General features: G+C 61.1%; 22 protein-coding genes. 9 read left to right on the top strand and 13 right to left on the bottom strand.

Going from position 1 to position 22,662, the window contains the following annotated elements:
• The first annotated feature begins 17 nt into the window (after positions 1–17).
• The gene (locus Q0X21_RS02520; RefSeq protein ID WP_297850125.1) at positions 18–743 is read left to right on the top strand and encodes an NAD-dependent deacylase; all 726 of its coding nucleotides are present in this window, start codon (positions 18–20) and stop codon (positions 741–743) included.
• Here the strand turns inward: Q0X21_RS02520 and Q0X21_RS02515 are convergent.
• Both Q0X21_RS02515 and cobA read right to left on the bottom strand, forming a co-directional pair.
• Positions 740–1,690: a class I SAM-dependent methyltransferase gene (locus Q0X21_RS02515; RefSeq protein WP_297850124.1), complete on the bottom strand. Its 951-nt coding sequence runs from the start codon at positions 1,688–1,690 to the stop codon at positions 740–742. The two genes, Q0X21_RS02520 and Q0X21_RS02515, sit on opposite strands and share 4 nt — an antisense overlap.
• Positions 1,674–2,408: a uroporphyrinogen-III C-methyltransferase gene (cobA, locus tag Q0X21_RS02510; RefSeq protein ID WP_297850123.1), complete on the bottom strand. Its 735-nt coding sequence runs from the start codon at positions 2,406–2,408 to the stop codon at positions 1,674–1,676. Before cobA ends, Q0X21_RS02515 begins: the two co-directional genes overlap by 17 nt.
• Before the next feature lie 25 nt (positions 2,409–2,433).
• On the opposite strand from cobA, the gene Q0X21_RS02505 reads away from it, so the two are divergent.
• Positions 2,434–3,642, top strand: coding sequence for a protein adenylyltransferase SelO family protein (locus tag Q0X21_RS02505; RefSeq protein WP_297850122.1), 1,209 nt, complete (start codon positions 2,434–2,436; stop codon positions 3,640–3,642).
• On the opposite strand, the gene mqo is transcribed toward Q0X21_RS02505, so the two are convergent.
• Complete coding sequence (gene mqo / locus Q0X21_RS02500; protein ID WP_297850121.1) at positions 3,639–5,150, bottom strand: malate dehydrogenase (quinone); 1,512 nt, start codon at positions 5,148–5,150, stop codon at positions 3,639–3,641. The two genes, Q0X21_RS02505 and mqo, sit on opposite strands and share 4 nt — an antisense overlap.
• 190 nt (positions 5,151–5,340) lie before the next feature.
• On the opposite strand from mqo, the gene Q0X21_RS02495 reads away from it, so the two are divergent.
• From Q0X21_RS02495 to Q0X21_RS02475, 5 genes are all read left to right on the top strand, one after another.
• Positions 5,341–6,354, top strand: a complete 1,014-nt coding sequence (locus Q0X21_RS02495) for an alpha/beta hydrolase (RefSeq protein WP_297850120.1) — start codon at positions 5,341–5,343, stop codon at positions 6,352–6,354.
• 4 nt (positions 6,355–6,358) lie between these two features.
• On the top strand, positions 6,359–7,747 hold the full coding sequence (gene mtr, locus Q0X21_RS02490; protein WP_297850118.1) for a mycothione reductase: 1,389 nt from the start codon (positions 6,359–6,361) through the stop codon (positions 7,745–7,747).
• Between the two features lie 224 nt (positions 7,748–7,971).
• Entirely contained in the window at positions 7,972–8,337 is a 366-nt protein-coding gene (locus Q0X21_RS02485) for a hypothetical protein (protein ID WP_297850116.1), read from the top strand.
• 56 nt (positions 8,338–8,393) lie between these two features.
• Positions 8,394–8,849, top strand: coding sequence for a hypothetical protein (locus tag Q0X21_RS02480; RefSeq protein ID WP_297850114.1), 456 nt, complete (start codon positions 8,394–8,396; stop codon positions 8,847–8,849).
• Positions 8,850–8,933: 84 nt separating this feature from the next.
• Positions 8,934–10,079: an HNH endonuclease signature motif containing protein gene (locus Q0X21_RS02475; RefSeq protein ID WP_297850112.1), complete on the top strand. Its 1,146-nt coding sequence runs from the start codon at positions 8,934–8,936 to the stop codon at positions 10,077–10,079.
• Here Q0X21_RS02475 and map read toward each other — a convergent pair.
• From map to dxr, 5 genes are all read right to left on the bottom strand, one after another.
• Complete coding sequence (gene map, locus Q0X21_RS02470) at positions 10,076–10,948, bottom strand: type I methionyl aminopeptidase (RefSeq protein ID WP_297850110.1); 873 nt, start codon at positions 10,946–10,948, stop codon at positions 10,076–10,078. The two genes, Q0X21_RS02475 and map, sit on opposite strands and share 4 nt — an antisense overlap.
• A 33-nt stretch (positions 10,949–10,981) precedes the next feature.
• A complete protein-coding gene (locus Q0X21_RS02465; protein ID WP_297850109.1) occupies positions 10,982–12,811 on the bottom strand; it encodes a penicillin-binding transpeptidase domain-containing protein in 1,830 nt (609 codons plus the stop codon).
• Positions 12,812–12,873: 62 nt separating this feature from the next.
• Complete coding sequence (gene ispG / locus Q0X21_RS02460) at positions 12,874–14,037, bottom strand: flavodoxin-dependent (E)-4-hydroxy-3-methylbut-2-enyl-diphosphate synthase (protein ID WP_297850108.1); 1,164 nt, start codon at positions 14,035–14,037, stop codon at positions 12,874–12,876.
• A gap of 31 nt (positions 14,038–14,068) precedes the next feature.
• Complete coding sequence (locus Q0X21_RS02455; RefSeq protein ID WP_297850106.1) at positions 14,069–15,280, bottom strand: RIP metalloprotease; 1,212 nt, start codon at positions 15,278–15,280, stop codon at positions 14,069–14,071.
• Positions 15,281–15,298: 18 nt separating this feature from the next.
• Positions 15,299–16,450 (bottom strand): 1-deoxy-D-xylulose-5-phosphate reductoisomerase, encoded by a 1,152-nt coding sequence (dxr, locus tag Q0X21_RS02450; RefSeq protein ID WP_297850105.1) that lies wholly within the window; start codon positions 16,448–16,450, stop codon positions 15,299–15,301.
• Positions 16,451–16,599: 149 nt separating this feature from the next.
• Here dxr and Q0X21_RS02445 point away from each other — a divergent pair, with 149 nt between their 5' ends.
• Positions 16,600–17,001: a DUF2631 domain-containing protein gene (locus Q0X21_RS02445; protein ID WP_297850103.1), complete on the top strand. Its 402-nt coding sequence runs from the start codon at positions 16,600–16,602 to the stop codon at positions 16,999–17,001.
• Positions 17,002–17,066: 65 nt separating this feature from the next.
• Here Q0X21_RS02445 and rlmN read toward each other — a convergent pair whose 3' ends face one another.
• From rlmN to frr, 3 genes are read right to left on the bottom strand one after another with little or no spacing between them, the layout of a single operon-like run.
• On the bottom strand, positions 17,067–18,176 hold the full coding sequence (gene rlmN, locus Q0X21_RS02440; RefSeq protein ID WP_297850102.1) for a 23S rRNA (adenine(2503)-C(2))-methyltransferase RlmN: 1,110 nt from the start codon (positions 18,174–18,176) through the stop codon (positions 17,067–17,069).
• A 50-nt stretch (positions 18,177–18,226) separates the two neighbouring features.
• Positions 18,227–19,129 (bottom strand): phosphatidate cytidylyltransferase, encoded by a 903-nt coding sequence (locus Q0X21_RS02435; protein ID WP_297850101.1) that lies wholly within the window; start codon positions 19,127–19,129, stop codon positions 18,227–18,229.
• 3 nt (positions 19,130–19,132) lie between these two features.
• A complete protein-coding gene (gene frr, locus Q0X21_RS02430; protein ID WP_297850100.1) occupies positions 19,133–19,690 on the bottom strand; it encodes a ribosome recycling factor in 558 nt (185 codons plus the stop codon).
• Between the two features lie 86 nt (positions 19,691–19,776).
• Between frr and Q0X21_RS02425 the strand changes: the two genes are divergently transcribed.
• Positions 19,777–20,877, top strand: a complete 1,101-nt coding sequence (locus Q0X21_RS02425; RefSeq protein WP_297850099.1) for an amidase — start codon at positions 19,777–19,779, stop codon at positions 20,875–20,877.
• Here Q0X21_RS02425 and Q0X21_RS02420 read toward each other — a convergent pair.
• Both Q0X21_RS02420 and pyrH read right to left on the bottom strand, forming a co-directional pair.
• Positions 20,860–21,789 carry a DMT family transporter gene (locus Q0X21_RS02420; RefSeq protein ID WP_297850098.1) on the bottom strand — a complete coding sequence of 310 codons (930 nt, stop codon included), beginning with the start codon at positions 21,787–21,789 and terminating at the stop codon, positions 20,860–20,862. The genes Q0X21_RS02425 and Q0X21_RS02420 overlap by 18 nt on opposite strands.
• Complete coding sequence (gene pyrH / locus Q0X21_RS02415; protein ID WP_297850154.1) at positions 21,790–22,473, bottom strand: UMP kinase; 684 nt, start codon at positions 22,471–22,473, stop codon at positions 21,790–21,792. It abuts the gene before it with no gap.
• Positions 22,474–22,662: the final 189 nt, after the last annotated feature.

The raw sequence follows: 22,662 nt of genomic DNA, 5'->3' as shown, positions 1-22,662 counted from the left end.
CAATAGCCTGGGAAAATATGAGTATTACTCGTGCACAAGAAATCCTCGCGGGTGCCACGCACATCGAGGTCTTCACCGGCGCCGGTATGAGCGCAGACAGCGGTATCGCCACCTACCGTGACGCGCAGACGGGCCTGTGGGAGAACGTCGACCCGCAGGATATGGCGTCCACCGACGCGTGGCACAACGATCCGGACACGATGTTCGCGTGGTACTTGTGGCGTGCGCGTCTCGCGCAGCAGGCGGAACCGAACGCAGGGCACATCGCGATTGCACGCTCGCCGAAAACGACGGTGACCACCCAAAATATCGATAATTTGCACGAGAGAGCAGGCAGTACGGAGGTCGTGCACCTGCACGGTTCCTTGTTTGAATTCCGTTGCTCGCTTTGCGACGTACCTTATAACCACCCCATCCCCTTCCCCGAGCAGCCCGTCGCTGAGATCACTCCGCCGGCCTGCCCGGAGTGCGGTGGCCCGGTACGACCAGGCGTGGTGTGGTTCGGCGAGGCACTCCCGGAAGCGGAGTGGCAAGAAGCAGAACGTCGCATGCGCACGGCTGATGCAGTCCTGATCGTGGGGACCTCAGGCGTGGTCTACCCGGCTGCTGGTCTACCTTTGTTGGCACACGCCCAGGGGATCCCGATCATCGAGGTCACACCCATGCGCACGGACCTGTCACACTTAGCGGAGGTCGTCGTCGAGGACACTGCTGCCAATGCCCTGCCCCAGCTTCTGGGTTAGTTGGAAGCGCGCAAGACCGTGAACGTCTTATTGCGGGCAACCTGCTCTACGGAGCTGAAGCGGTGCTCTACTTCACTGCGGTAACGCAGGTGCGAATTGTGCACTAGATAGAGGGAGCCGCTGGGCGCGAGAAGTCGGCGGGAGGCGTCGAGAAGATGCTGTACCAAGGTGGCATCGACAGCTGTGCCGTCGTGGAATGGCGGGTTAAGCGCGATGGTGTCGAAGGACGCCTCTGGGAAACGCGAGCCGGCATCGTCCCATGTCACCTCGAGGCCGATGGCGCGGGCGGAGAGAACAGCATCAGCGTCAGAGTCCGTCGCCTGCGCATCGAGCCCACGAGTGACAGAGCCATTACCACACCCGAGATCCAACAATCGGCCGAGCGAATCGGGCAGGCAGGAACGCAAAAGCTCGCCACCCCGGTCAGGCTTTGCGCCGGAAAAGACGCCACCGATGGCGATGAGGCCGTCGCCGTGCACGGGTGAATAAGCGACATCGCGGGGGCCGGAAGCAACCAGGCAACGGAATTTGCCGCGACCGCGTGAAGCGGCGACATCGGTGAAAGACTCAGCGAGCACGCCATTCATGCCGCGCGAAAGATGCTTGTTATTCGCGCCCAGTACGAGGCGAACATCGTCGAAACCAGCACCGGCAATCGAACGTGCCAGGTAGTCCAGGCGTGCCAGCGACTTGGGCATCTCCCCGATCGCTACAGCGGAACCAGTAGAGCCAGCGAGGAACTCATCGAGGCGGGTATCACCGGCAATCACAGCGCCAAGGGAGGCGGCTTGTTGGCTGCGCGAATAATCTGCGTCGAGGAAGACCACCTTCCCGCCAGCCTCCAGGGCTGTGCGGGTGAGGTCCAGGGACGGGTCGTGGCAGATGAGGGTGGTGGGGGTGGCGTCGATAAGCGCTTCGTCGACGATGAGTTTATCCAGCGTGCGCAAGGCCTGCGACCTCCCCGATGACGTAGACAGCGGGGTTGGTGATGTTCTCGCGCGCCATCGTCTCAGCGAGCGCGCCGAGCGTGGTGTGGAAGTGGCGCTGACGGGTGGTCTCCCCCTCCTGAATGATCGCAGCTGGCGTCGTAGCAGGAAGAACGTGCTGCAGCGTCTCCGCGATCGCGGGCGCCTGACGCACACCCATGATGACCACGATGGTGCCGCCCACGCGCGCGAGCGCCTCCCAGTCCACGAGCGAACGCGGATCATCCGGCGCAAGATGCCCGGACACGACAGTGAAAGAATGCGTCACACCTCGCTGCGTCACCGGAATCCCGGCCACCGCGGGAACCGACACTGCACTAGTCACGCCTGGCACGACCTCGCACGTGATGCCCGCTGCTGCGCAAGCCTGCAGCTCCTCGAAACCGCGCCCGAACACATACGGGTCGCCGCCTTTGAGCCGTGCGACGCGCTTGCCTGCCTTGGCATGCGTGATCATCAGCTCATTCGTGCGCTCCTGCGCCACCTGGCGCGCATACGGCAATTTCGCCACATCAATGATCTCCTTGCCATCCGTATCCAGGAACTGGTCCAGCTGATCCGTCGGGCCCAGATGATCAGTCAGAATCACGTCCGCTGCCTCCAGCGCACGCAGTCCGCGCACCGTGATCAAATCCCACGCACCAGGACCACCGCCGACAAGAATCACACTTCCGTTCATGGACACCAAGTCTAGGGTGGGGCCCATGCCACAACCGAAACTCGCCCACACCTTCGCTGACGCACTTCCGTCCATGGCGGTCGAATCACGCGGCGCGGATTTCCCCGCCCCGCAGCTCGTCGTACTCAATGAGGCGCTGGCACGCACACTCGGCCTTGATTGCGAATGGTTGCGCAGCGACGAAGGTTTGCGCTGGCTTACAGGGGCCAACGGCGGTCACGCGACAGCGTATGCCGGGCACCAATTCGGTCAGTTCGTGCCATTGCTTGGCGACGGCCGCGCCCTCCTCCTCGGCGACCTTCCCACCCCAGAAGGCCGCATAGAGATTCAGCTGAAAGGCTCCGGGCCCACACTGTTTTCCAAACCGGGATCGGACGGCCGTGGGGCACTTGGCCCGATGCTGCGTGAATATCTGATCAGTGAATTCATGCACTCCATCGGTGTTCCCACCACGCGTGCTCTCGCGGTGCTGACCACCGGCGAGACGGTTGTACGGCAGCAAGGGCCAGTCCCCGGTGGTGTCGTGGTGCGCGTGGCACACAGCCACCTGCGCGTCGGTTCCGTGCAATATGCCGCGACGCAATCCCCGGACTTGGTCGCCGCTGTCGTGGAGGCCGCAGGGTTTAAGGCGCCAGAGGATCTGCTCGCCGATGTCATGTCACGCCAACTCGACCTTGTCGCGCAGTGGATGCGAATCGGGTTCGTCCATGGGGTGATGAATACCGACAACACTGCTCTGTCCGGCGAGACCATCGACTACGGACCATGCGCATTCACTGAGCGTTTCCGGGCCGATGCATGCTTTTCTTCTATCGATGCGCAAGGCCGTTATGCCTTTGGTAACCAGCCCGACATCATGGCGTGGAACCTCACCCGTCTGGCCGAAGCACTGCTGCCAATAAGCAATATCGAAGCAATGCAGGAAGTCCTCGCTGATATGGAGACACTTTGGCACCGCGCATGGGCGAAACATGTCCCCGCCCCTGGAGAGCTCGGGCGAGCAAATGACATAACTACCTACAACCATTCGCATTACGACGGGCCCGTCTTCATTCCACGCAACCGCATGTTGCAAACAGCGATCAATGCCGCAGAACAAGACGGAAACCTTGCGCCCTATTTCACGCTGCTTGCAGCTGTCACAGATCCCTATAACGCAGAAGCGGGCCCGGCCTGGATGGCCGAGCCCGAAGGCGACGAAGGAGAACCCTTCGTGACGTTCTGTGGAACCTAGTTATCCAGCTTCAGAGCGCGCTGGGTGTTCTCCCACTGCTCGTCGTAAAGATCGCGGTGGCGCTTCAGCGACTTGCCGTAGGTCGGGATCATCTCGTAGAGCTTCGGGCCCCAATCGATCATGCGCTCACCGAAGCAACGCTCGAGCAGCTCAAGCATTGCAGCCGGAGCGATCGACGCACCTGGGGACGCACCCAGAAGACCAGCGATAGAACCATCCTGGTTGTTCACCAGTGCGGTACCGAACTCAAGAGTGCCGAAGTTCGGCGGGGTTGCCGGCTTGATGATCTGGACGCGCTGGCCCGCGATCACGGACTCCCAATCGCCCCCGTCCACAGACGGCATGTACTCGCGCAGATCCTCAACACGGCTGTCGAAGGACTTGAAGACCTCTTCGACCAGGTACTTGACCAAACCGAAGTTCGTCGCAGCAACACCCAGGTAGGACGGGATATTGTCCGGACGAATCGACTTGAACAGGTCGAGGTAGGAGCCTTCCTTCAGGAACTTCGGCGTCCAACCACCGAACGGGCCGAACAGGAGGGACTTCTTGCCATCAACGACGCGCAGGTCCAGGTGCGGGACAGACATCGGCGGAGCACCGACCTTAGCCTTGCCGTAAACCTTGGCGTGGTGCTGTTCCACCAGCTCCGGGTTGGTGGTGCGCAGCCATGCACCCGAGATCGGGAAGCCAGCGTAGCCGCGGACCTCCGGGACGCCTGCCTTGCGCAGCAAGTCGAGGGCGTAGCCACCAGCACCGACGAAGACGAAGCGAGCACGCGTGACGACGGTGTCGCCAGTGTGCAGGTTCTTTGCCTTCACATGCCAGAAGTTGCCCTTCTTCTCCAGGTTCACAACCTCGTGGCCGTAGCGGATCTCCGTACCAGCCTTCTGAGCGTGGTTGAAGAACTGGTTAGACAGTGCGCCGTAGTTGACGTCAGTACCCGCATCGACCCAAGAGATAGCAACCGGTTCGCGGTCGAAATCGCGGCCCTTTGCCATGAGAGGCAGCTTCTCCGTGAACTCATCACGGTCGTCGGTGAACTTCATGTCCGGGAACATGTAGTTCTGGCTCAGGGCATCGTAACGACGACGCAGGTAGTCGATCTGGTCAGTGCCCTGCGCAAACGAGACGTGCGGGACCTGGTTGATGAACTCAGTCGGGTCGGTGAGCACACCCTCTTCGAGCTGCTGAGCCCAGAACTGACGGGAGACCTGGAACTTTTCGTTGATGTTCTGGGCCTTGGATACGTCGATCCGGCCATTCTTCTCAGGTGTGTAGTTCAGCTCGCACAGTGCGGAGTGGCCGGTACCCGCGTTATTCCAGGGGTAGGAGGACTCCAGCGCAGGACCGTCAAGACGCTCGTAGATCATCTGCGTCCAGTCCGGCTCCAGCTGTCGGATCATGGCGCCCAAGGTGGCGCTCATAATGCCGGCACCAATCAGGAGGACATCAACCTCGTCTCCGTTCCTCGTGCTGGATGCTTGCTGCGAATTCGGTGATGACACTTTCAATGACCTTCTTCGATCCGATAATCGGTTAATGCAATGGTGTAGAAGCTTACTCTAATCACTCCATGCCTTTTCGCATGGACAATAAACGCCCTTAATTACCCCCAAAAACCACAAACTTTTGCCCACGAGCGGACATATCGACGCACGTGGCCACCCCCTGGGGTTCGTCTCTAAGATGAAGGCCATGAATTTGGACGCAAATAGTGTTCCCGAAATCGATTCTTTGGGCTGGGACGCAGACATCCTCGGCGACGGGTTCTCCCAAGCAGTCCTCCCATTGGGCCCGGACCCCGATGGTGAGGGCGATAACGTCGCCGTTCTGATCAAAGCCAATGACGACACCCCGACGGGAAAGCCCGCCCTGGTGTGGGTCCACGGCATGTCGGACTATTTCTTCCAGTCGCATGTCGCTGATCACTTCACCGCACAGGGCTACCCGTTCTACGCGATCGATCTGCACAAGTGCGGCCGCGCGCACCGCGACGGACAGCGCTGGCACCACACCAATGACATGGCCACCTATTTCGATGAGCTCACGCAAGCAACCAAGCTGATCGCGGGCAAGCATGGTTCTGTCATTCCGCTCGCCCACTCCACCGGCGGGCTCATCGTGCCGCTGTGGCTTGACCACCTGCGCCGCAACGATCCCGCGACGCACAAGCTAGTTGCCGGAATGATCCTCAATAGCCCCTGGGTGGACATGCAGGTTCCGACCTGGCAGGTGAAAGTACTGCGCCCCGTAATTAAGGTCGGCGCGAAAATTGCACCGAATATGAAGCTGCCCATCTCAGGTGAAGCGACCTACGGCGACTCCATTTATAAAGGTCGCCACGGACAATGGGACTTCGATACAGAGAAGAAGCGTTTGGGAGGCCACGACAAATACGTCGGCTGGCTCAATGCCGTACTCGAAGGTCAAAAGAAGCTGCACCACAGCGCGACCGACGCTGCCGTGCCCACCCTCACGCTGTGCTCGTCGCATTCTTATTTGGGTCAGCCGTATTCACCTGCCGCCGATCACGCTGACACCGTGCTCGATGTTGAGCAGATCCAACACTGGGCGCCGCAGCTGACAACCAAGCGGCACGAAACGGCCGCCATCCCCGGCGCATTGCACGATGTCTTCTTGTCCCAACCACATCCCCGCAGCCAGGCATTCGATACCACTGATGCTTGGCTAAACGCTCTCGAAAGCTAGATATATGCACTTCGACTACATCATCATTGGTTCCGGCTCCGGCAATTCCTTCCCCACCCCGGAATTCGACGACGCAACAATCGCAATTATCGACGAAGCCCCGCGCTTCGGCGGCACCTGCCTCAATTCCGGCTGCATCCCAACGAAGATGTATGTCGTCGCCGCAGACACCGCGCACGCCGCCGCAGATTCCGAACGCCTGGGCATTCACACCACGTTCGAGGGGGCGGACTGGCCTGCGATCGTTGACCGCGTTTTTGGCCAGCGCATCGACCTCATCTCCCAGGGCGGCGAAGAGTACCGTCGCGGCGACGAGTGCCCCAACGTCACGCTCTTCCGCGATCACGCCACCTTCACTGGCCCGAAGACCATCTCCACCACTCTCGATGGCGAGCCTGTCGAGATCACCGGTGACACCATCATCATCGCTGCTGGTTCCCGCCCCTTCATCCCGCCGGTCATCGAAAAATCAGGCGTGCCATTCCTCACCAACGAGGACGTCATGCGCCTGCCCGAACAGCCCGAATCCATCACGATTCTCGGCGGCGGATTCATCGCCATGGAATTCGCGCACGTCTTCCAGTCGCTGGGCACGCACGTCCGCCTCATCAACCGCTCTCCACTTATGCGGCACCTGGACAAAGACATCCACGACCGCTTCAACGCGCTCGCCGCGCCACGCTACGAAACACACATCGGACGCACCGTCGCCAGTGCCACCCACGACGACAACAGCGTCACGCTCACGCTTGACGACGGCACCACAGTCACCTCCGCCGCCCTCCTCGTCGCCACCGGACGAGTCCCCAATGGCGACCGCATGAACCTGGCCGCCGCCGGGGTGGAGATGGATGAGCGGGGACGGGTAGTCGTCGATAAGCATGGCCGTACTACTGCGGACGGTGTGTGGGCGCTCGGCGATGTCTCTTCGCCCTACATGCTCAAACACGTCGCCAACGCTGAGCTGCGCGCCGTGCGACACAACATCCTGCACCCCGACGCAATGGTGCCCATGCCCCACGACCACGTCCCGTCCGCCGTGTTCACGTACCCGCAACTGGCCACCGTCGGCATGACCGAAGCCGAAGCCCGCGACGCCGGTTACGACGTCACCTGCAAGATCCAAAACTACGGTGACGTCGCCTACGGCTGGGCACTCGAAGACGAAGGCAGCGTGGTCAAACTCATCGCCGACAAAAACAGCGGCCGACTTTTGGGCGCCCACTACATGGGCCCCCAAGCATCCACCCTGATCCAACAACTCATCACAGTCATGGCATTCGACCTCGACCTGCGCGAAGTCGCCCGACACCAATACTGGATCCACCCCGCACTCCCCGAAGTCACCGAGAACGCCATCCTCGGCCTCGACCTCGACTTTCCCGAGGTGTGATGCGAAACACAACGCTTCAAGTAACGAAGTTCGCCCAGCTAGCTATAACTAAATAGCAGACCTCGTTGGCAGGATTCCGCAAGAAAACTCAATTCCCTTGAGAAAAGGTTGCCGGAAACTGCAAATTCCAATGAGGTGCGCTACACTAACCCCCCGAAAGCGAACGAGGATTCCCGATGAACTTCGTTCACCAATTTCGAACTATTTGAAAAGGAACAGTGAAAATGCGTAACTTCCGCAACGCAGCCATCGCTGGCGCAACCGCTCTCGCACTGACCTTCGGTGGCACCTCTGTTGCAACCGCTGCAGACGCTCCGGAGAGCAACAACTCCTCCACGCAGCAGGACAACACCCAGAACCCGGGCCTGTCCTCCTGGGTTGGCCAGAACATCTTCAAGATCGGCGAAAAGGGCGGCAAAGGCGACATCACCGACGGTGAGAAGCTCTTCGGCTCCTCCAAGGACTGGGAAAACGCCAATGAGGCTGGCAAGCGTCTGTACGTCTTCACCGCTATCCTCGGTGTCACCGCAGTCGCAGCTCTGGCGATCGCACCGGCTTACAACTTCATTAAGTACGGCCCGTTCGCTTAAACACTGCGTTCGAACTCCCGTCATCACCTCGATTTCTAAGAAAGTAAGGAAATATCATGCGTAAGTTCCGCAACGCAGCTCTTGCAGCAGCAACCGCAACCGCAGTCGCTTTCGGTGGCACCGCCGTCGCAGGCGCTGAAGAGGCTCCGAAGAACCCGAACAACACCAGCTCCTCCCACTTCTTCTCCGGTTGGGGCGGCGAGCACAATGGTCGCACGGACGCCACCCTCGGCGAGGTTCTGAAGAAGGGCTTCGAGAAGACCGGCGAGGGCAAGGGATCCACCGGCTTCGGTGCCGCTCTTGACCGTGAGACCGACGCTCAGATCAGCAACTTCTGGGGCAAGGACACTGGCCCGCTGCCGCAGTGGGCACGTATCTGGCGTGACTCCGTCGAGTGGTTCGCACTGCTGACCGGTGTTGGCATCGTCATCGGCGCTGGCAACTGGGCTCTCCACGAGGGCTACCTGCCGCAGATCAACTGGAACCAGTTCAACGTGAACCTGCCGTTCTAGTTTCTGCCGGCCCTAGTGGCCAGCTACTAGATCTTTGAAAAGGCCGCCTTCGGGCGGTCTTTTTTCATGCATAGGGTTGGCGGGATGTCTACTTCAGTGGACAAGGCCTTTTCACAGGCTTGTGGTGATGTCAAGATTGAAAACATGAACCAATTCACCGCGATGCTCGGGGCGCTCAAGGCCCCGCTCGACTTCCTGGAGCACTTCGACGCCCAGGAAGCATTCGACGCGGGTCTGGACCGCCCGACGGTGAAGCGGTGGGAAACCATCCACAAGATCTACCTCGCCCCCACCAAGTGGAGCAGGCAACAAAAATATGCGGCGGAAGCGGCGCGTAAGGCAGGCTTCACCACGGACAAACTCTGGATCATCGAATCACGCATCAAGCACATCGTCGACGAACGCGAGAAATGGCAGCTGCGGCTGAAGCTTCTCGGAGTTGGTGGGCGTTGCGAGACGCTCAAGCGCAAAGCCACAGAGATCGTTCCCGCGCAGAAGCCGCCGAAGCCGAAGGCGACGGTTGCGTTCGGCAAATCCCGCGACGGCATGCGGCGACTTACCGCGACGGGCACAGAGGCGGATATGGCGGCGTTGGAATTCGCGCTGCGTCAACAGGTCTCGTCCGACGCGCCAGCGGGCCCGCAAATGCTGGAAACGCTGATGAGCATGCTCGGATTGCGGTCCACGGATGCGAAAGCGCCGGCCGCACCAGCGATGCCACGCCCGCTCGTGCTGGTTCCATTACCGGAACACATCAATATCGTGCGCGGCGATGGCGACGAAACGATCCTCGGCCTGACTGACGGCACGACGATCACGGGCGCGGACTACCTAGCTAAACATCACGGCAACGACCTCGAGGTGGCATTGTTCCACCCGCAGGAGGGCGCCGTGAACCTGTACCGCACGAGTCGTTTCGCTAACAGGAAGCAGCGCGACCTCGCCCGAGCAAGCTTATCGACGTGCCCCGTCCCCGACTGCCGCCACGCCTCCGATAACTGCGAAGTCCACCACATCAACCCGTGGTCACGTGGCGGTCAGACGAATATGTCGAACCTGGCGCCGCTGTGCAGATATCACAACCACACCAACGATGACGATCCACGGCGGAGGAACCGGGGCAGAATCGTCAAAATCAGGGGCAGACCTGTCTGGAGATCCCCGCGCGGGTACCCGGTGACCAATAAGGTTCACCCGTTCGGCGCGATGTCCCTGCTTTTCGGGGATTAGCGCTCGGAGTCTGGGATCGTGAGGATCTCGTTACCGTCCTCGGTGATGAGAATGGTGTGCTCGAACTGTGCGGTGTATTCGCCGTCGCGGTTCTGGACGGTCCAGCCGTCATCCCAGATGTCGTATTCCAGCCCACCGAGGTTGATCATGGGCTCAACGGTGAGCGTCATGCCGGGCTCGAGGATGTCGGTGTACGCATCGGAATCGTAGTGCAGCACAACGAGCCCGTTGTGGAATGTCGGGCCGACACCATGGCCGGTGAAGTCGGTGACCACGTTGTAGCCAAACCGCTTGGCGTAGGACTCAATGACGCGACCGATCACGTTGATCTGACGGCCAGGCTTGGCAGCGCGGATGCCACGCATGGTGGCTTCCTTGGTGCGCTCGACGAGCAGGCGGTGCTCCTCAGACACCTCGCCGGCCAGGAAGGTGGCATTGGTATCGCCGTGGACGCCGTTCTTGTAGGCGGTGACGTCGATATTGCAGATATCGCCTTCTTGGATGACGGTGGTATCCGGGATGCCGTGGCAGACAATCTCATTGAGCGAGGTGCAGCAGGACTTCTCAAAGCCGCGGTAGCCAAGCGTCGATGGGTATGCACCGTGGTCAAGCATGTACTCATGCGCGATGCGGTCGATTTCGTCGGTGGTCACACCAGGCGCGACGGCAGCACCGGCAGCCTCCAGCGCGTTTGCGGCAATGCGGGAGGCCTCGCGCATCTTCTCAATGGTCTCTTCCGTCTGGATGAACGGCTCGCCAATATTTTCCTGGACGTCGTCCTTCCACGCGTACTCGGGGCGCTCGATCGACTCGGGCACGGTTCGGATCGGCGTGGGCTTTCCTGGGGTGAGTTTTCCGCGTGTATTCATGGGCCCCATGCTAGTCCCCTGCCGCTGCGGGAATTATTCGGCTCGGGGGCTTTCGGCTTCGTCGATATTGCGCAGCATGGCATCGGTGACGGCGACAGCAGCTTCAGACCCACCGCCGAGGACGATGAGGGTGGCAAAGGCAATGTCATCATCGCGGTAGCCGGTGAACCATGAGTGCGAGCCACCGTTGATCTCAGCCTCGCCGGTCTTGCCGCGAATGTCGCCGCCGGCGCTCATGCCCGCTGCTGTACCACCGGGATTTGTCACGGCTTGCATCATGCGTTGCAGCTCGCCGATCGCGCGCGGGTCAGGCTTGGGCACGTCCTCGCTGGGCTTCGTGTCACGACCGGAAATCAGGTACGGCATCGGGGTGGAACCGTGCGCTGCGGTTGCGGAAACAAGTGCCATGCCGAACGGGCTGGCCAAGTCGAGGCCCTGGCCGTAGCCAGCTTCAGTGCGGTCGAGCGGTTCCTCGCCTTCGGGGATGGAGCCAGTCAAGGATTCAAGGCCAGCGATTTGGTAGTCAACGCCCAAGCCAAATTGCTTTCCGACGTCCTTGAGCTCCCCCGGCGCCAACTTCGTCGAGATATCCGCAAACGTGGTGTTGCAGGACCGTGCGAAGGCGGTTTCCAACGGCACATTTCCCATACCGAAGCCGGCGTAGTTGGTCACGGTGCGCCCGTAGATATTCATGGTGCCCGGGCACGGAACGATCGAGTCTGGCGTCAATTCCTGGCGTTCAAGTCCGGCGTAGGACGTGAGAATCTTGAACGTCGAGCCGGGCGGGTACTGTCCCATCATCGCGGTGTTGCCGTCTTCATCGGCGGCTTTGGTCTGCGCAACAGCCAAGATTTCGCCTGTTGACGGCCTGATCGCCACGATCATCCCCTTCTGCCCATTGATCGGCTCCAGCGCTTTTTCAGCGGCGGTCTGGACCTTGTGGGACAGGCTGATGGTGATCGACGGGGACGGTGCTGCGTCGTGACGCTCAATGTCCTCGAGCTCATTTTTGTTCTCGTTGACAATCGCGACCTTCCAGCCAGCATCCCCCTCTAAATCCGTGCGGACTTCCTCGCCGATGCGCGCCATGATGTCAGGAGCGAACGTCGCATCGTTGGCCACCATGGACGCTTCCTCATTCAAACGCACGCCCTCGAGTCCGCCGACCACACCTTCGACAGCCTCACGCGACGTCAACGGAACCATCGCCACGGAGTAGACACCGGAAGCATCCGAGAGCTCCTTTTCAAGGGCACCAGCATCACGCGTGGGCACCGCGGGGTCTTTCTCGTGTGCTGCAGCAAGCGCATTCGAGATCGCCGCCGCAGTATTCGCCGTATCACCCATCACATTCGTGTCCACCAGCAAGCGGTACGCCACGCCCGGGCTGAGCAACGCCACACCGTCAGAGGACACAACGCTCGCCTGCTCAGCTGGCACCGTCCGCAGCTCCAGGTGCTGGTTCGCGCCGAGGCGCGGGTGCAGGATCGACGGCTGCCAACGCACGGTCCAGTCGTCGTTTTGCTGTGTCAGCGTCATCGACGCGTCATATTTCACGTGACGGTCCCGCGGCAGCACCCAATCCAACGTGTAGTGCGCAGTAGCCAGGTTTTCCTGCTGGTCGACGTTATTCAGCGTCGCCGCCACACTCTCTGCCTGCAAACCACCAACGGACTGGGAAAGGGAGTCGGAGGCTTTGGCGGGGTCGTCGACAAGCGCTGCCATCGCTTCGTAATTGAAAGCTTGCAGCGCCTCCAAGAACTCCTCCGCGACAGGCTCCGCGGGGTTTGGCTTCGGCGTGCACGCAACAGCCCCAAACGCAATTGCAAGGACCGCAAGAAACGCCGAAAGCCGTGATGTCATGGGCGTAAAAATAGCAGCGCCGGATCGCTTACCGACGCTGCCACTCGCAGAACCCAAAAATTCTACTTTGTAACCTTGACCTCCGCGCGAGCACCCTCGATTCCCTCGAGACCCTCTTCTTCCGCGATGCGCTCAGCGTGAGCGATCAACGTCTCCACAATCTTCGACTCCGGCACAGTCTCCACAACCTCACCCTTGACGAAGATCTGGCCCTTACCATTGCCCGACGCGACACCAAGATCCGCGTCACGAGCCTCACCCGGACCATTGACCACGCACCCCATCACTGCGACGCGCAGCGGGTACTCCATACCCTCAAGGCCAGCGGTGACCTCCTCGGCCAGCTTGTACACATCCACCTGCGCGCGACCACACGACGGGCACGAGACGATCTCAAGCTTGCGCGGACGCAGATTCATCGACTGCAGAATCTGGTCGCCGACCTTGATCTCCTCCACCGGATCAGCGGACAGGGAAACACGGATGGTGTCGCCGATCCCCTGGGAAAGCAGAGCACCGAACGCGACCGAAGACTTGATCGTGCCCATGAACTTCGGGCCCGCCTCCGTCACACCAAGGTGCAGCGGGTAATCCGTCTTCTCCGCGAGCTGGCGATACGCCTCAACCATCAGGACCGGGTCCGAGTGCTTCACAGAGATCGCAATATCGCCGAAGCCGTGCTCCTCGAACAGGCCAGCCTCCCAGATCGCAGACTCAACGAGCGCCTCCGGGGTCGCCTTGCCGTACTTTTCCAGCAGGCGCTTATCCAGCGAGCCACCGTTGACACCGATACGGATCGGGATGCCCGCATCGCCCGCAGCCTTCGCGACCTCCTTGACACGGCCGTCGAATTCCTTGATGTTGCCGGGGTTGACGCGCACGGCGGCACAGCCCGCGTCGATAGCCGCGAAGATGTACTTCGGCTGGAAGTGAATATCCGCAATCACCGGGATTGGCGACTTTTGCGCAATAGCCGGCAGCGCCTCCGCATCCACCGTCTTCGGGCACGCAACACGCACGATGTCGCAGCCCGTCGCCGTCAGCTGCGCGATCTGCTGCAAGGTCGAGTTGATGTCGTGCGTCTTCGTCGTCGTCATCGACTGCACGGAAATCGGGTGATCAGACCCCACCCCCACATCACCGACGAAAAGCTGACGGGTCTTGCGACGCGACGCGAGCGTCGGCGGTGGCCCTTCCGGAATGCCCAAACCGATAGGTTGATTCATAGCCACCAGATTAACACCGCCGACGCTTGAGTTACCCGAAGAGGCGGACGGGGTTGGTCACATCGGCGATCATCACTAGGACACCAACGCCGAGGAGAAGCGCCGCCATCGTGTAGGTCAGCGGCATGAGCTTTTCGTAATTTACCGGACCGCCGGGTGGAAGACCACGCAGTCGACGCAGGCGGTCGCGGATCGCTTCGTACAGGACCACGACGATATGTCCACCGTCCAACGGTGGCAATGGCACCAGGTTGAACAACGCCAGGAAGAAATTCAGCGACGCGAGCAGCGAGAAGAAGATCGTCCACTGGCTCTGCTCTACCAATTCGCCGCCCGTGCGGGACGCGCCGATCACGCTGATCGGGCCTTCCACATCGCGCTCAGCACCGAAAATAGACTTAACGACGCCCGGCACCTTCCCCGGGAACTCCATCAACCCCCGCACGCTCGCTTTGAGCATCTCCCCCGACAACTGGCCTGCAGCCGGGACTGCTTCAACGGGGCCAAAGCGCCGCATCGCGTCTTTCACTGGGGCCCTCGACATGCCGATCGCACCTGCTGCAAACGGCTGCCCTTCAGAGTTCAAACGGGTGACCTCATCGACCTGCACGGGCACGTCGAGAGCAGCACCGTCGCGCTCAACGCCCAGAACCACGGTTTGCCCCGGACGCTCCAAGACATAATCGCGCAACTGCACGAACGACTCGAGTTCTTCGCCATCAACCGCAAGGACCTTATCGCCCGGGCGCATGCCAGCAGCTGCAGCGGGGCCATCACCGGAACACTCAGCGAGCGAAGTTTCATCGACTTGGTCAGAGGTACAGCTCAACTCCCCTACGGTCGGTGTCCGGTCCGCATACGGGTTCGGAATTCCCGATGACACCGCCAGCAAGTAGATCACCATGAACCCCAGTAGCAGGTTCATCACGATGCCACCGCTCATCACCGCCACACGCTGCCACCACGGCTTGCGGTACATCGCCCGAGGTTCTTCTTCCGGGGTCAGCGGATCCATCGCGGTCATTCCCGCGATATCGCAAAACCCGCCAAAGGGAAGCGCAGCAATACCGTATTCAGTCTCGCCCTTCTTAACCGACGCGACAGTCGGGCCGAAGCCAAGATAGAAACGCCGCACCCGCATGCCAAAAGCCTTCGCGGTGAGCATGTGGCCAGCCTCATGCAGCGCGATCGACACCGCGATACACACGGCGAACAGAACGATGCCGAAAAGAAATGCGGGCATGGTGGGGGCTTTCTGGGTTTAGGAGGTGGCGTCGATAAGCGAATTGGCGCGACGCCGCGCCTGCGTTTCCACCTCGACGATTTCGTCGAACGATGACGGTACCACCGCGAAATCCGACGCTGAATCGAGCACCTCCGCCACGATGTCCACGATCTGAGGGAAGCGGATCCGACCCGCGAGGAACGCCGCAGCCGCCTCCTCGTTGGCCGCGTTGTACACAGCCGGGTACGTGCCACGCGCCGCCGCAACTTCACGCGCGAGGCGCACAGCGGGGAACGCCTCCTCGTCGAGCGGCTCGAAGCGCCAATCGGACGCCTCCCGGAAGTCGAGCGCCGGCTGCGCGCCAGCCACGCGACCTGGCCACGCAAGCGCGTGCGCGATCGGCATCTTCATCGACGGCGGCGACGCCTGCGCGATCGTCGCACCATCAACGAAGGTGATCATCGAGTGCACGATTGACTGCGGATGCACCACCACATCAATAATGTCCGGGGAGATGCCAAACAGCAGGGTCGCCTCGATCAGTTCGAGGCCTTTGTTGACCATCGTCGCGGAGTTCAGCGTGTTCATCTGCCCCATCGACCACGTCGGGTGCGCGGCGGCCTGCTCGGGCGTGACGTCCCACATTTGTTCGCGCGTCCAGCCGCGGAACGGCCCGCCGGAAGCGGTCAGCACGTAACGGTCCACCTCGTCTACGCGGCCCGCGCGCAGGCATTGGGCCATCGCAGAATGCTCCGAATCAACGGGGACGATCTCGCCACCGGTTGCCGTGACTAGATCGCCGCCGGCAACCAACGACTCCTTGTTGGCCAGCGCGAGCACCGCGCCCTTGTCCAGCGTCGCCAGTGTCGATGCCAGCCCCAACGAGCCCACGAGCGCGTTGAGCACGACATCAGCGTCCGTCTCACGCACCAGCTCCTCCGCCGCATGCTCGCCGGTCCGCACAGGCTCGCCGAGAGCTTCCGCGACGACATCAGCAGACGCACGCTTTGCGACGCCCACCTGATCCCCCCTCAGCCCCAAAGCCCTCGCCTGCTCAATAGTGGCTTGCGGATCAGACCCGCCAGCAGCTATACCAACAACTTTGAACTGCTCTGGCGCAGCAGCGATCACTTCTAATGCTTGCGTACCGATCGAGCCCGTCGAACCGAGAATGAGAACTTTTCGCACCGTTCCATTCTCACACAGAGGCCCTGTAATTCCTGTCGGGGTCAAACAAACGTTGGCACCCCATCGACTTTCGGGGGGATGAATCGCAAGCAGTAAAGGCGGTGTGCCAATATAATGAACAAGAACTGATTCCACGCAAGGAGTGTGCTGTGAGCGCTAAGGACGATGCACCCCAGGTGTACAACGGTGTTTCCGAAGCTGATGTCCCGTCGGCAAAGCTTGGCTGGAGCGAATTTACCCCGAAGACCATCCAGATCGCTGGCTGGATCTCCGTGGTGTTCCTGCTTGGCATGAACTTCGGTAACCACCGCGGCCATGTTGAGACCATCTGGCTAGTCGCCACCGCCGCACTGATCGCTATCGGCTTGATCCTCTTCGCGCTGCGTCCGGAACTCTCCCAGGTGCGCACGCTTACCGCGCACAACAAGCCGGAGGGCCATGTCGAGCCGAATTGGACCTACGAGCAGCAGTCGATGACCGGTCGCTACGCTGAACTGTCCGAGAGCCAGCTGCGTGCGCTCAACATTGATCCGGCATCGCAGGGTCGCTAAAAAGACATAAGAAAAACGCTCCAGGGAGTTGTGAATGAACTGCTCCCCGGAGCGTTTTTGTTGTCTTAGGCGCCTGTTTGCTTCTCGTCTGCGGCGAGCTGGCCACACGCGGCAGCGATCTCTTGGCCCTTCGTATCGCGCACGGTGCATGTCACGCCCTGAGCAATAACTCGACGAACGAACTCGTCCTGACGCTCACGTGGCGATGCATCCCATTTCGATCCCGGTGTCGGGTTCAACGGGATGAGGTTGACGTGAACCAGTGGCCCCAATGCGTCGTGAAGCTTGCGCCCCAGCATGTCCGCACGGAAATCGTGGTCGTTGATGTCGCGGATCAAGGCGTACTCGATCGACACACGGCGACCAGTCTGGTCTGCGTAATAACGCGCAGCGGTCAACACGTCCTCGACGCTGAAGCGGTTATTCATCGGCACGAGGGTGTCTCGCAGCTCGTCGTCAGGGGTGTGGAGGGAGACAGCGAGGGTGACGTTCAGGCCTTCGTCGGCAAGCTTGCGGATCGCTGGCGCCAAGCCAACCGTGGACACCGTCACGTTGCGCTGCGAAATTCCGAAGCCGTCCGGCGACGGCGACACAATCTGACGCACCGCCGACACCACGCGGTTGTAATTAGCCAGCGGCTCACCCATGCCCATGAACACGACATTGGTGAGGCGACCACCCTCAGCCTCCATCATCGCGGCAGCCGCACGCACCTGGTCGACGATCTCCGCCGTAGACAGGTTGCGGTCCAGACCGCCCTGGCCGGTCGCGCAGAACGGGCACGCCATGCCGCAGCCAGCCTGCGAAGAAATACACAGCGTTGCACGACCCGGGTAACGCATCAGCACAGACTCGAGCAGAATGCCGTCGTGCAGGCGCCACAGGGTCTTGGTGGTATCGCCCTCGTCGGTCTCGACGCTGCGGACCGGCGTGAGTAGACGCGGGAAGAGCGCGTCCTTCACCAGTTCACGCTGCGCAGCAGGCAGGTCCGTCATCGTCGACGGATCAGCCTCAAAGCGACCGTAGTAGTGGCGGGCAATTTGATCGGCGCGGAATTTGGGCAGGCCGAGCTCGGCTAATGCGTCGATACGCTCCTGCTTGTTCAGGTCCGCGAAGTGCTTCGGGGGCATCCCGCGCTTAGGCGAGAGCAACTGGATCTTCGGAAAATCACTCATGACGTGCCCTATTCTGGCACGTCGCACCGCGGTTTTCTAATCCACGGTGGCTACAGAACCACGACGTTCATCAGCAGCCACGTCGCTGCCGCTGCAGGCAGGATGCCGTCGAGGCGATCCATGAGACCACCGTGGCCCGGGATCATCCGCGACATGTCCTTGAGCCCAAGCTCGCGTTTGAATTGGCTTTCCACCAGATCGCCCAAGGTCGCGCACACGACGATGCCAAGGCCGAACACGAGTCCCGCCCACCACGGGCTGCCCAACAGATAGATACCGCTGAGCACACCGGCGATGGCGCCGAAACTCACGGAGCCGGCGAAGCCTTCCCACGATTTCTTCGGACTCACCGCAGGTGCCATCGGGTGGGAGCCGAACAGCACGCCAGTGACATATCCGCCGACATCGGAGGCAACAACGCACAGCATGAACGTCACGATGAAGTGACTGCCAGCCGCACTGCCGGTCTCCAGCCTGGAGATCATCGCGGCGAATGAGCCGAACAGCCCGATCCAAACAAGGATGAAGATGCTCACCGCCGTATCGCGCACATAGTTGCGCGGCGGGGTGTGTCGCCCATGGAAGAATAGCCGCGCGAACATGATCATTAGCGCACTGACGGTGAAGGTCGCGAGCAACCCGGGATAGCCGAACTGCCAGGTTGAGATGATCATGCATTGGCCGAGCACGATGACCACGAAGCGGTACACGCCGTATCCGGCCTCGCGGAGTCGAGTGAGCACTTCCCACATCGCCAGACCAACGGCGGCGCACACCACCGGGTACCACATGGCGGGGCCAACGTAGATGGCCACGAGCACGAGTGCTGCCAGCGCAACGCCAACAGCGATGGCGACAGGCAGGTTTCGGCCAGCAGAGTTTTTGGGGCGCAGCACGCGAACGCGTTTCGACGCTACGTCGTCACGCTCCCCGTCCTGCCGCGAATTCGTCACTGCTTAAACCTCGAGCAGCTCGGCTTCCTTGCGGGAAACCAGCTCGTCGATTTCGTCGACGTACTTGGAGGTGGTCTTGTCCAGCTCCTTCTCTGCTGCGTTGACCTCGTCCTCGCCTGCGTCGCCGTCCTTCTGGATCTTCTTCAGCGCGTCCATGCCGGAACGACGAACGTTGCGGATAGCGATCTTTCCGTCTTCGCCCTTCGCCTTGGCCTGCTTGACCAGGTCACGGCGGCGCTCTTCGGTGAGCTGCGGGATGGTGACACGGATGACGTGACCGTCGTCAGTCGGGTTGACACCCAGGTCGGAATTGCGGATCGCATTCTCGATTTCGCCCATGGTGGACGGGTCGAACGGCTTGATGATCAGCATGCGTGGCTCCGGGACAGAAACGGTAGCCATCTGGTTGATCGGGGTGGGTGCGCCGTAGAAATCGGCCACAACACCGTTGAACATTGCCGGGTTGGCGCGTCCGGTACGGATGGTGACCAGTTCGTTGCGGGTGTGCTCTACGGAGCTGGTCATGCGGTCCTCGGCGTCGAGAAGTACGTCGTCGATCATGTTGTCATCCTTTCGCTATGTCTTCATCCAATTTAGCAGCGCATTGCTTATCGACGAACGCCCCTCCTCCTACACTGTCACTTGCCATGCATCCCGCTTTTTCTTACCTCGCTGACTCACCTGCCCCGCGCGTTCCGGGCGGCCGGCTTGATGGGTGGATTATCCCTGCCAAGGACACTGCAGATGTGGCGGGGTGGCCGACGGGTTGGGGTAGTCCGAGGAGGCGTCGAGAAGCGCAAAAGACGAGCCCTTTTGTGGAATGGATGTTGCGCGAAGGTGCCGTGGTGCGCGGCAAAACCGTGACATCGGAGCTGGGCGCGACGATCTATGCCGAGCGGGAAGATCTTCCGCTCTTGTCCTCCCCCGCCTATCCCGGCTGCACGCCGGGTGGGTCGTCAACGGGTGCGGCTGTGGTTGTAGCTGAAGGATTGTGCCGCGCCGCCCACGGCAGCGACGCAGGTGGCTCCTTGCGCGTGCCCGCTGCTGCGTGCGAGGTGGTGGGCTTCAAACCTGGCGGTGTCGCGGAGTCCGTCGATGGGTTCATCACCGCGACCGTCGCTGACCAAATTGCCGTGTGGGGCTGCGGATCCCGCGACCTTGAAGGGTTGACCGTCGGCGTACTCACTGCTCCCCTATTCACCCCGGATGCGCACGTGGCTGCTGATCGTATCGCTGTGGTGGAGCGCGTCGCCGAGGCCTTGTCCGATGTGTGCGACGTCCGCGAGCTCACGCCCTATGCCGGCGCGACGCAGACTTACCAGCACTTCTCGACGCGCATCAAGCATGCCTTCGCCGATGCGGATCCTTTTGATAGCGCCTATATCGCGTGGCTGCGCAACCAAGGCCGGGCAGTCTCGCGCACCCAACTCGCGGAAGCCGCTCGCCATATTGCTGCGTTGCCGGAAATCCTGCGTATGCAGTGGGGTGTCGATGTCGTGCTCACCCCCATGATCACCACCGATCCCCCGCCGTTGGGGTTCTTCCCATCGCTGTCTCCTGCCGACAGCTTCGAGGCCCAGACGCAATGGTCACCTTGGGGTTCCCTATTCAACCTGACGGGTGCTCCCGCGATCGCCGTCGGACCAGTTCAGATTGGTGGGATCACGGTCGACGATGCGACGGTGCTTGAATGTGCTTCAGTGGTCGAGCCGATCGTGTCTGATTGGAAACTACAGCGCGCGGACTAGCACTGCGCCCGCGAAGACAAGCACGAGGCCCAGCACACGCACCGGCTTAAGCACGCTGCGTGGAGCCCCGAAGAGACCGAACCTCTCAATGATCTGGCCTGCGAGAATCGTGCCTGCCAGAATTCCGATGACGGTCGCGCCCGTGCCGATCAGCGGTGACAATGTCGCTGCTCCCACCACGAAGATCGCGCCGAAGACACCGCCGAGCCACATCCACCACGGGCCAGGCTCAATGCCGGAAAGGAGAGCCGTGCGGGAATCCTTCAACAGAATGCTGAGCAGGAAGAGCAGCGTCACGCCGACGCCAAGATTGACAGCGCCCGCCTGAATGGAGCTGCCCAGGACTTCGCCGAGATAGCCGTTCGCGGCGGTCTGGCTGGCAGAGCACATGCCCATGAAGACGCCGAAGGCTCGCCACGCGGCGAGGGCACCAGGAGCGTGCGTGTCCCCTGTCGCTGTGGCATCCTTGCCCACCACGTGAACAAGGACGATGCCTGCCACGACGATCAAGGCACCGAGTACGCGAGCAAAATTCACCGGTGTGACCGCAGCACCAAAGAGACCGAAATTATCGATCACCAATGCCATGATCACCTGCCCCAGAATCGGCAGGACGACCGTTTCCACACTGCCGATCTTGGGGAACAAGATCACGTTGCCGGTGATGAAGATGACGCCCATGAGGCCGCCGATCCACACCCACCACGGCTCGCCAAAAGCTTGCGTGAGGTCAATCGACGGTCCTGTTGTCAGCGCCAAGACTCCAGCGAGAACAACAGCGCAGACGAACGCGATCAGAAACGAAATGAACGCCGCGGGAATCGGCGCACCAATACTGGCGCGCAGACGTGCATTCACCGCGGTTTGGGCGGGGATGACAGCACCCGCGCCCATGGCAGCTGCAGTTAACATTTACTGAACGAGCGTGCCGATCTGCTCACCCGACACCGCACGAGCGATATTGCCTTCCTTGAGCAGGTTGAACACCAAAATCGGCATCTTATTGTCCATGCACAGGCTGAAGGCGGTGGCATCGGCGACCTTAAGACCCTTCTCAATCGCCTCACGCGGGCTGATCTCGCTGTAGAACTCCGCGTCCGGGTTGGTGCGCGGGTCATCGGAGTACACGCCATCAACGGCCTTGGCCATCAAGAGCACCTCGCAGCCGATCTCCAGGGCACGCTGCGCAGCCGTGGTGTCGGTGGAGAAGTACGGCATACCCATGCCCGCACCGAAGATGACAACACGTCCCTTCTCCAAGTGACGGGCAGCACGCAGCGGCAAATACGGCTCCGCGATCTGCGCCATGTTGATCGCCGTCTGCACACGGCAATCGACACCCAACTGCTGCAGGAAGTCCTGCAGCGCCAGACAATTCATCACGGTGCCGAGCATGCCCATGTAGTCCGAGCGAGCGCGGTCCATGCCACGCTGCGAGAGCTGCGCACCACGGAAGAAATTGCCGCCACCGATGACCACAGCGACCTCGGCACCTTGCTCGACGACTTCAGCGATCTGCTTCGCCACGTTCTCAACCACATCCGGGTCGATGCCGACATTGCCACCGCCGAACATCTCGCCACCGAGCTTCAACATGACGCGCTTATACCCGTGGCGGCTCGTGGAATCCGTGTCGTTGCTGTTGACAGTCCCGTGGTCGGTCACCGAAAACTCCTTAATTAAAGCTGCGAAAATTCATCAACCGATTCTAGCGTGATGTGGGGGCGGCAAAAGAAAAGGATCTCAGTCCACCGTCGATAAGCGGTGCAACCGAGATCCTTCGTG

Source organism: uncultured Corynebacterium sp. (genome assembly GCF_947253065.1).
Lineage (GTDB): Bacteria > Actinomycetota > Actinomycetes > Mycobacteriales > Mycobacteriaceae > Corynebacterium.
The sequence above is the reverse complement of the archived record's forward strand: the minus strand, read 5'-3'. Positions and strand labels throughout refer to the sequence as shown.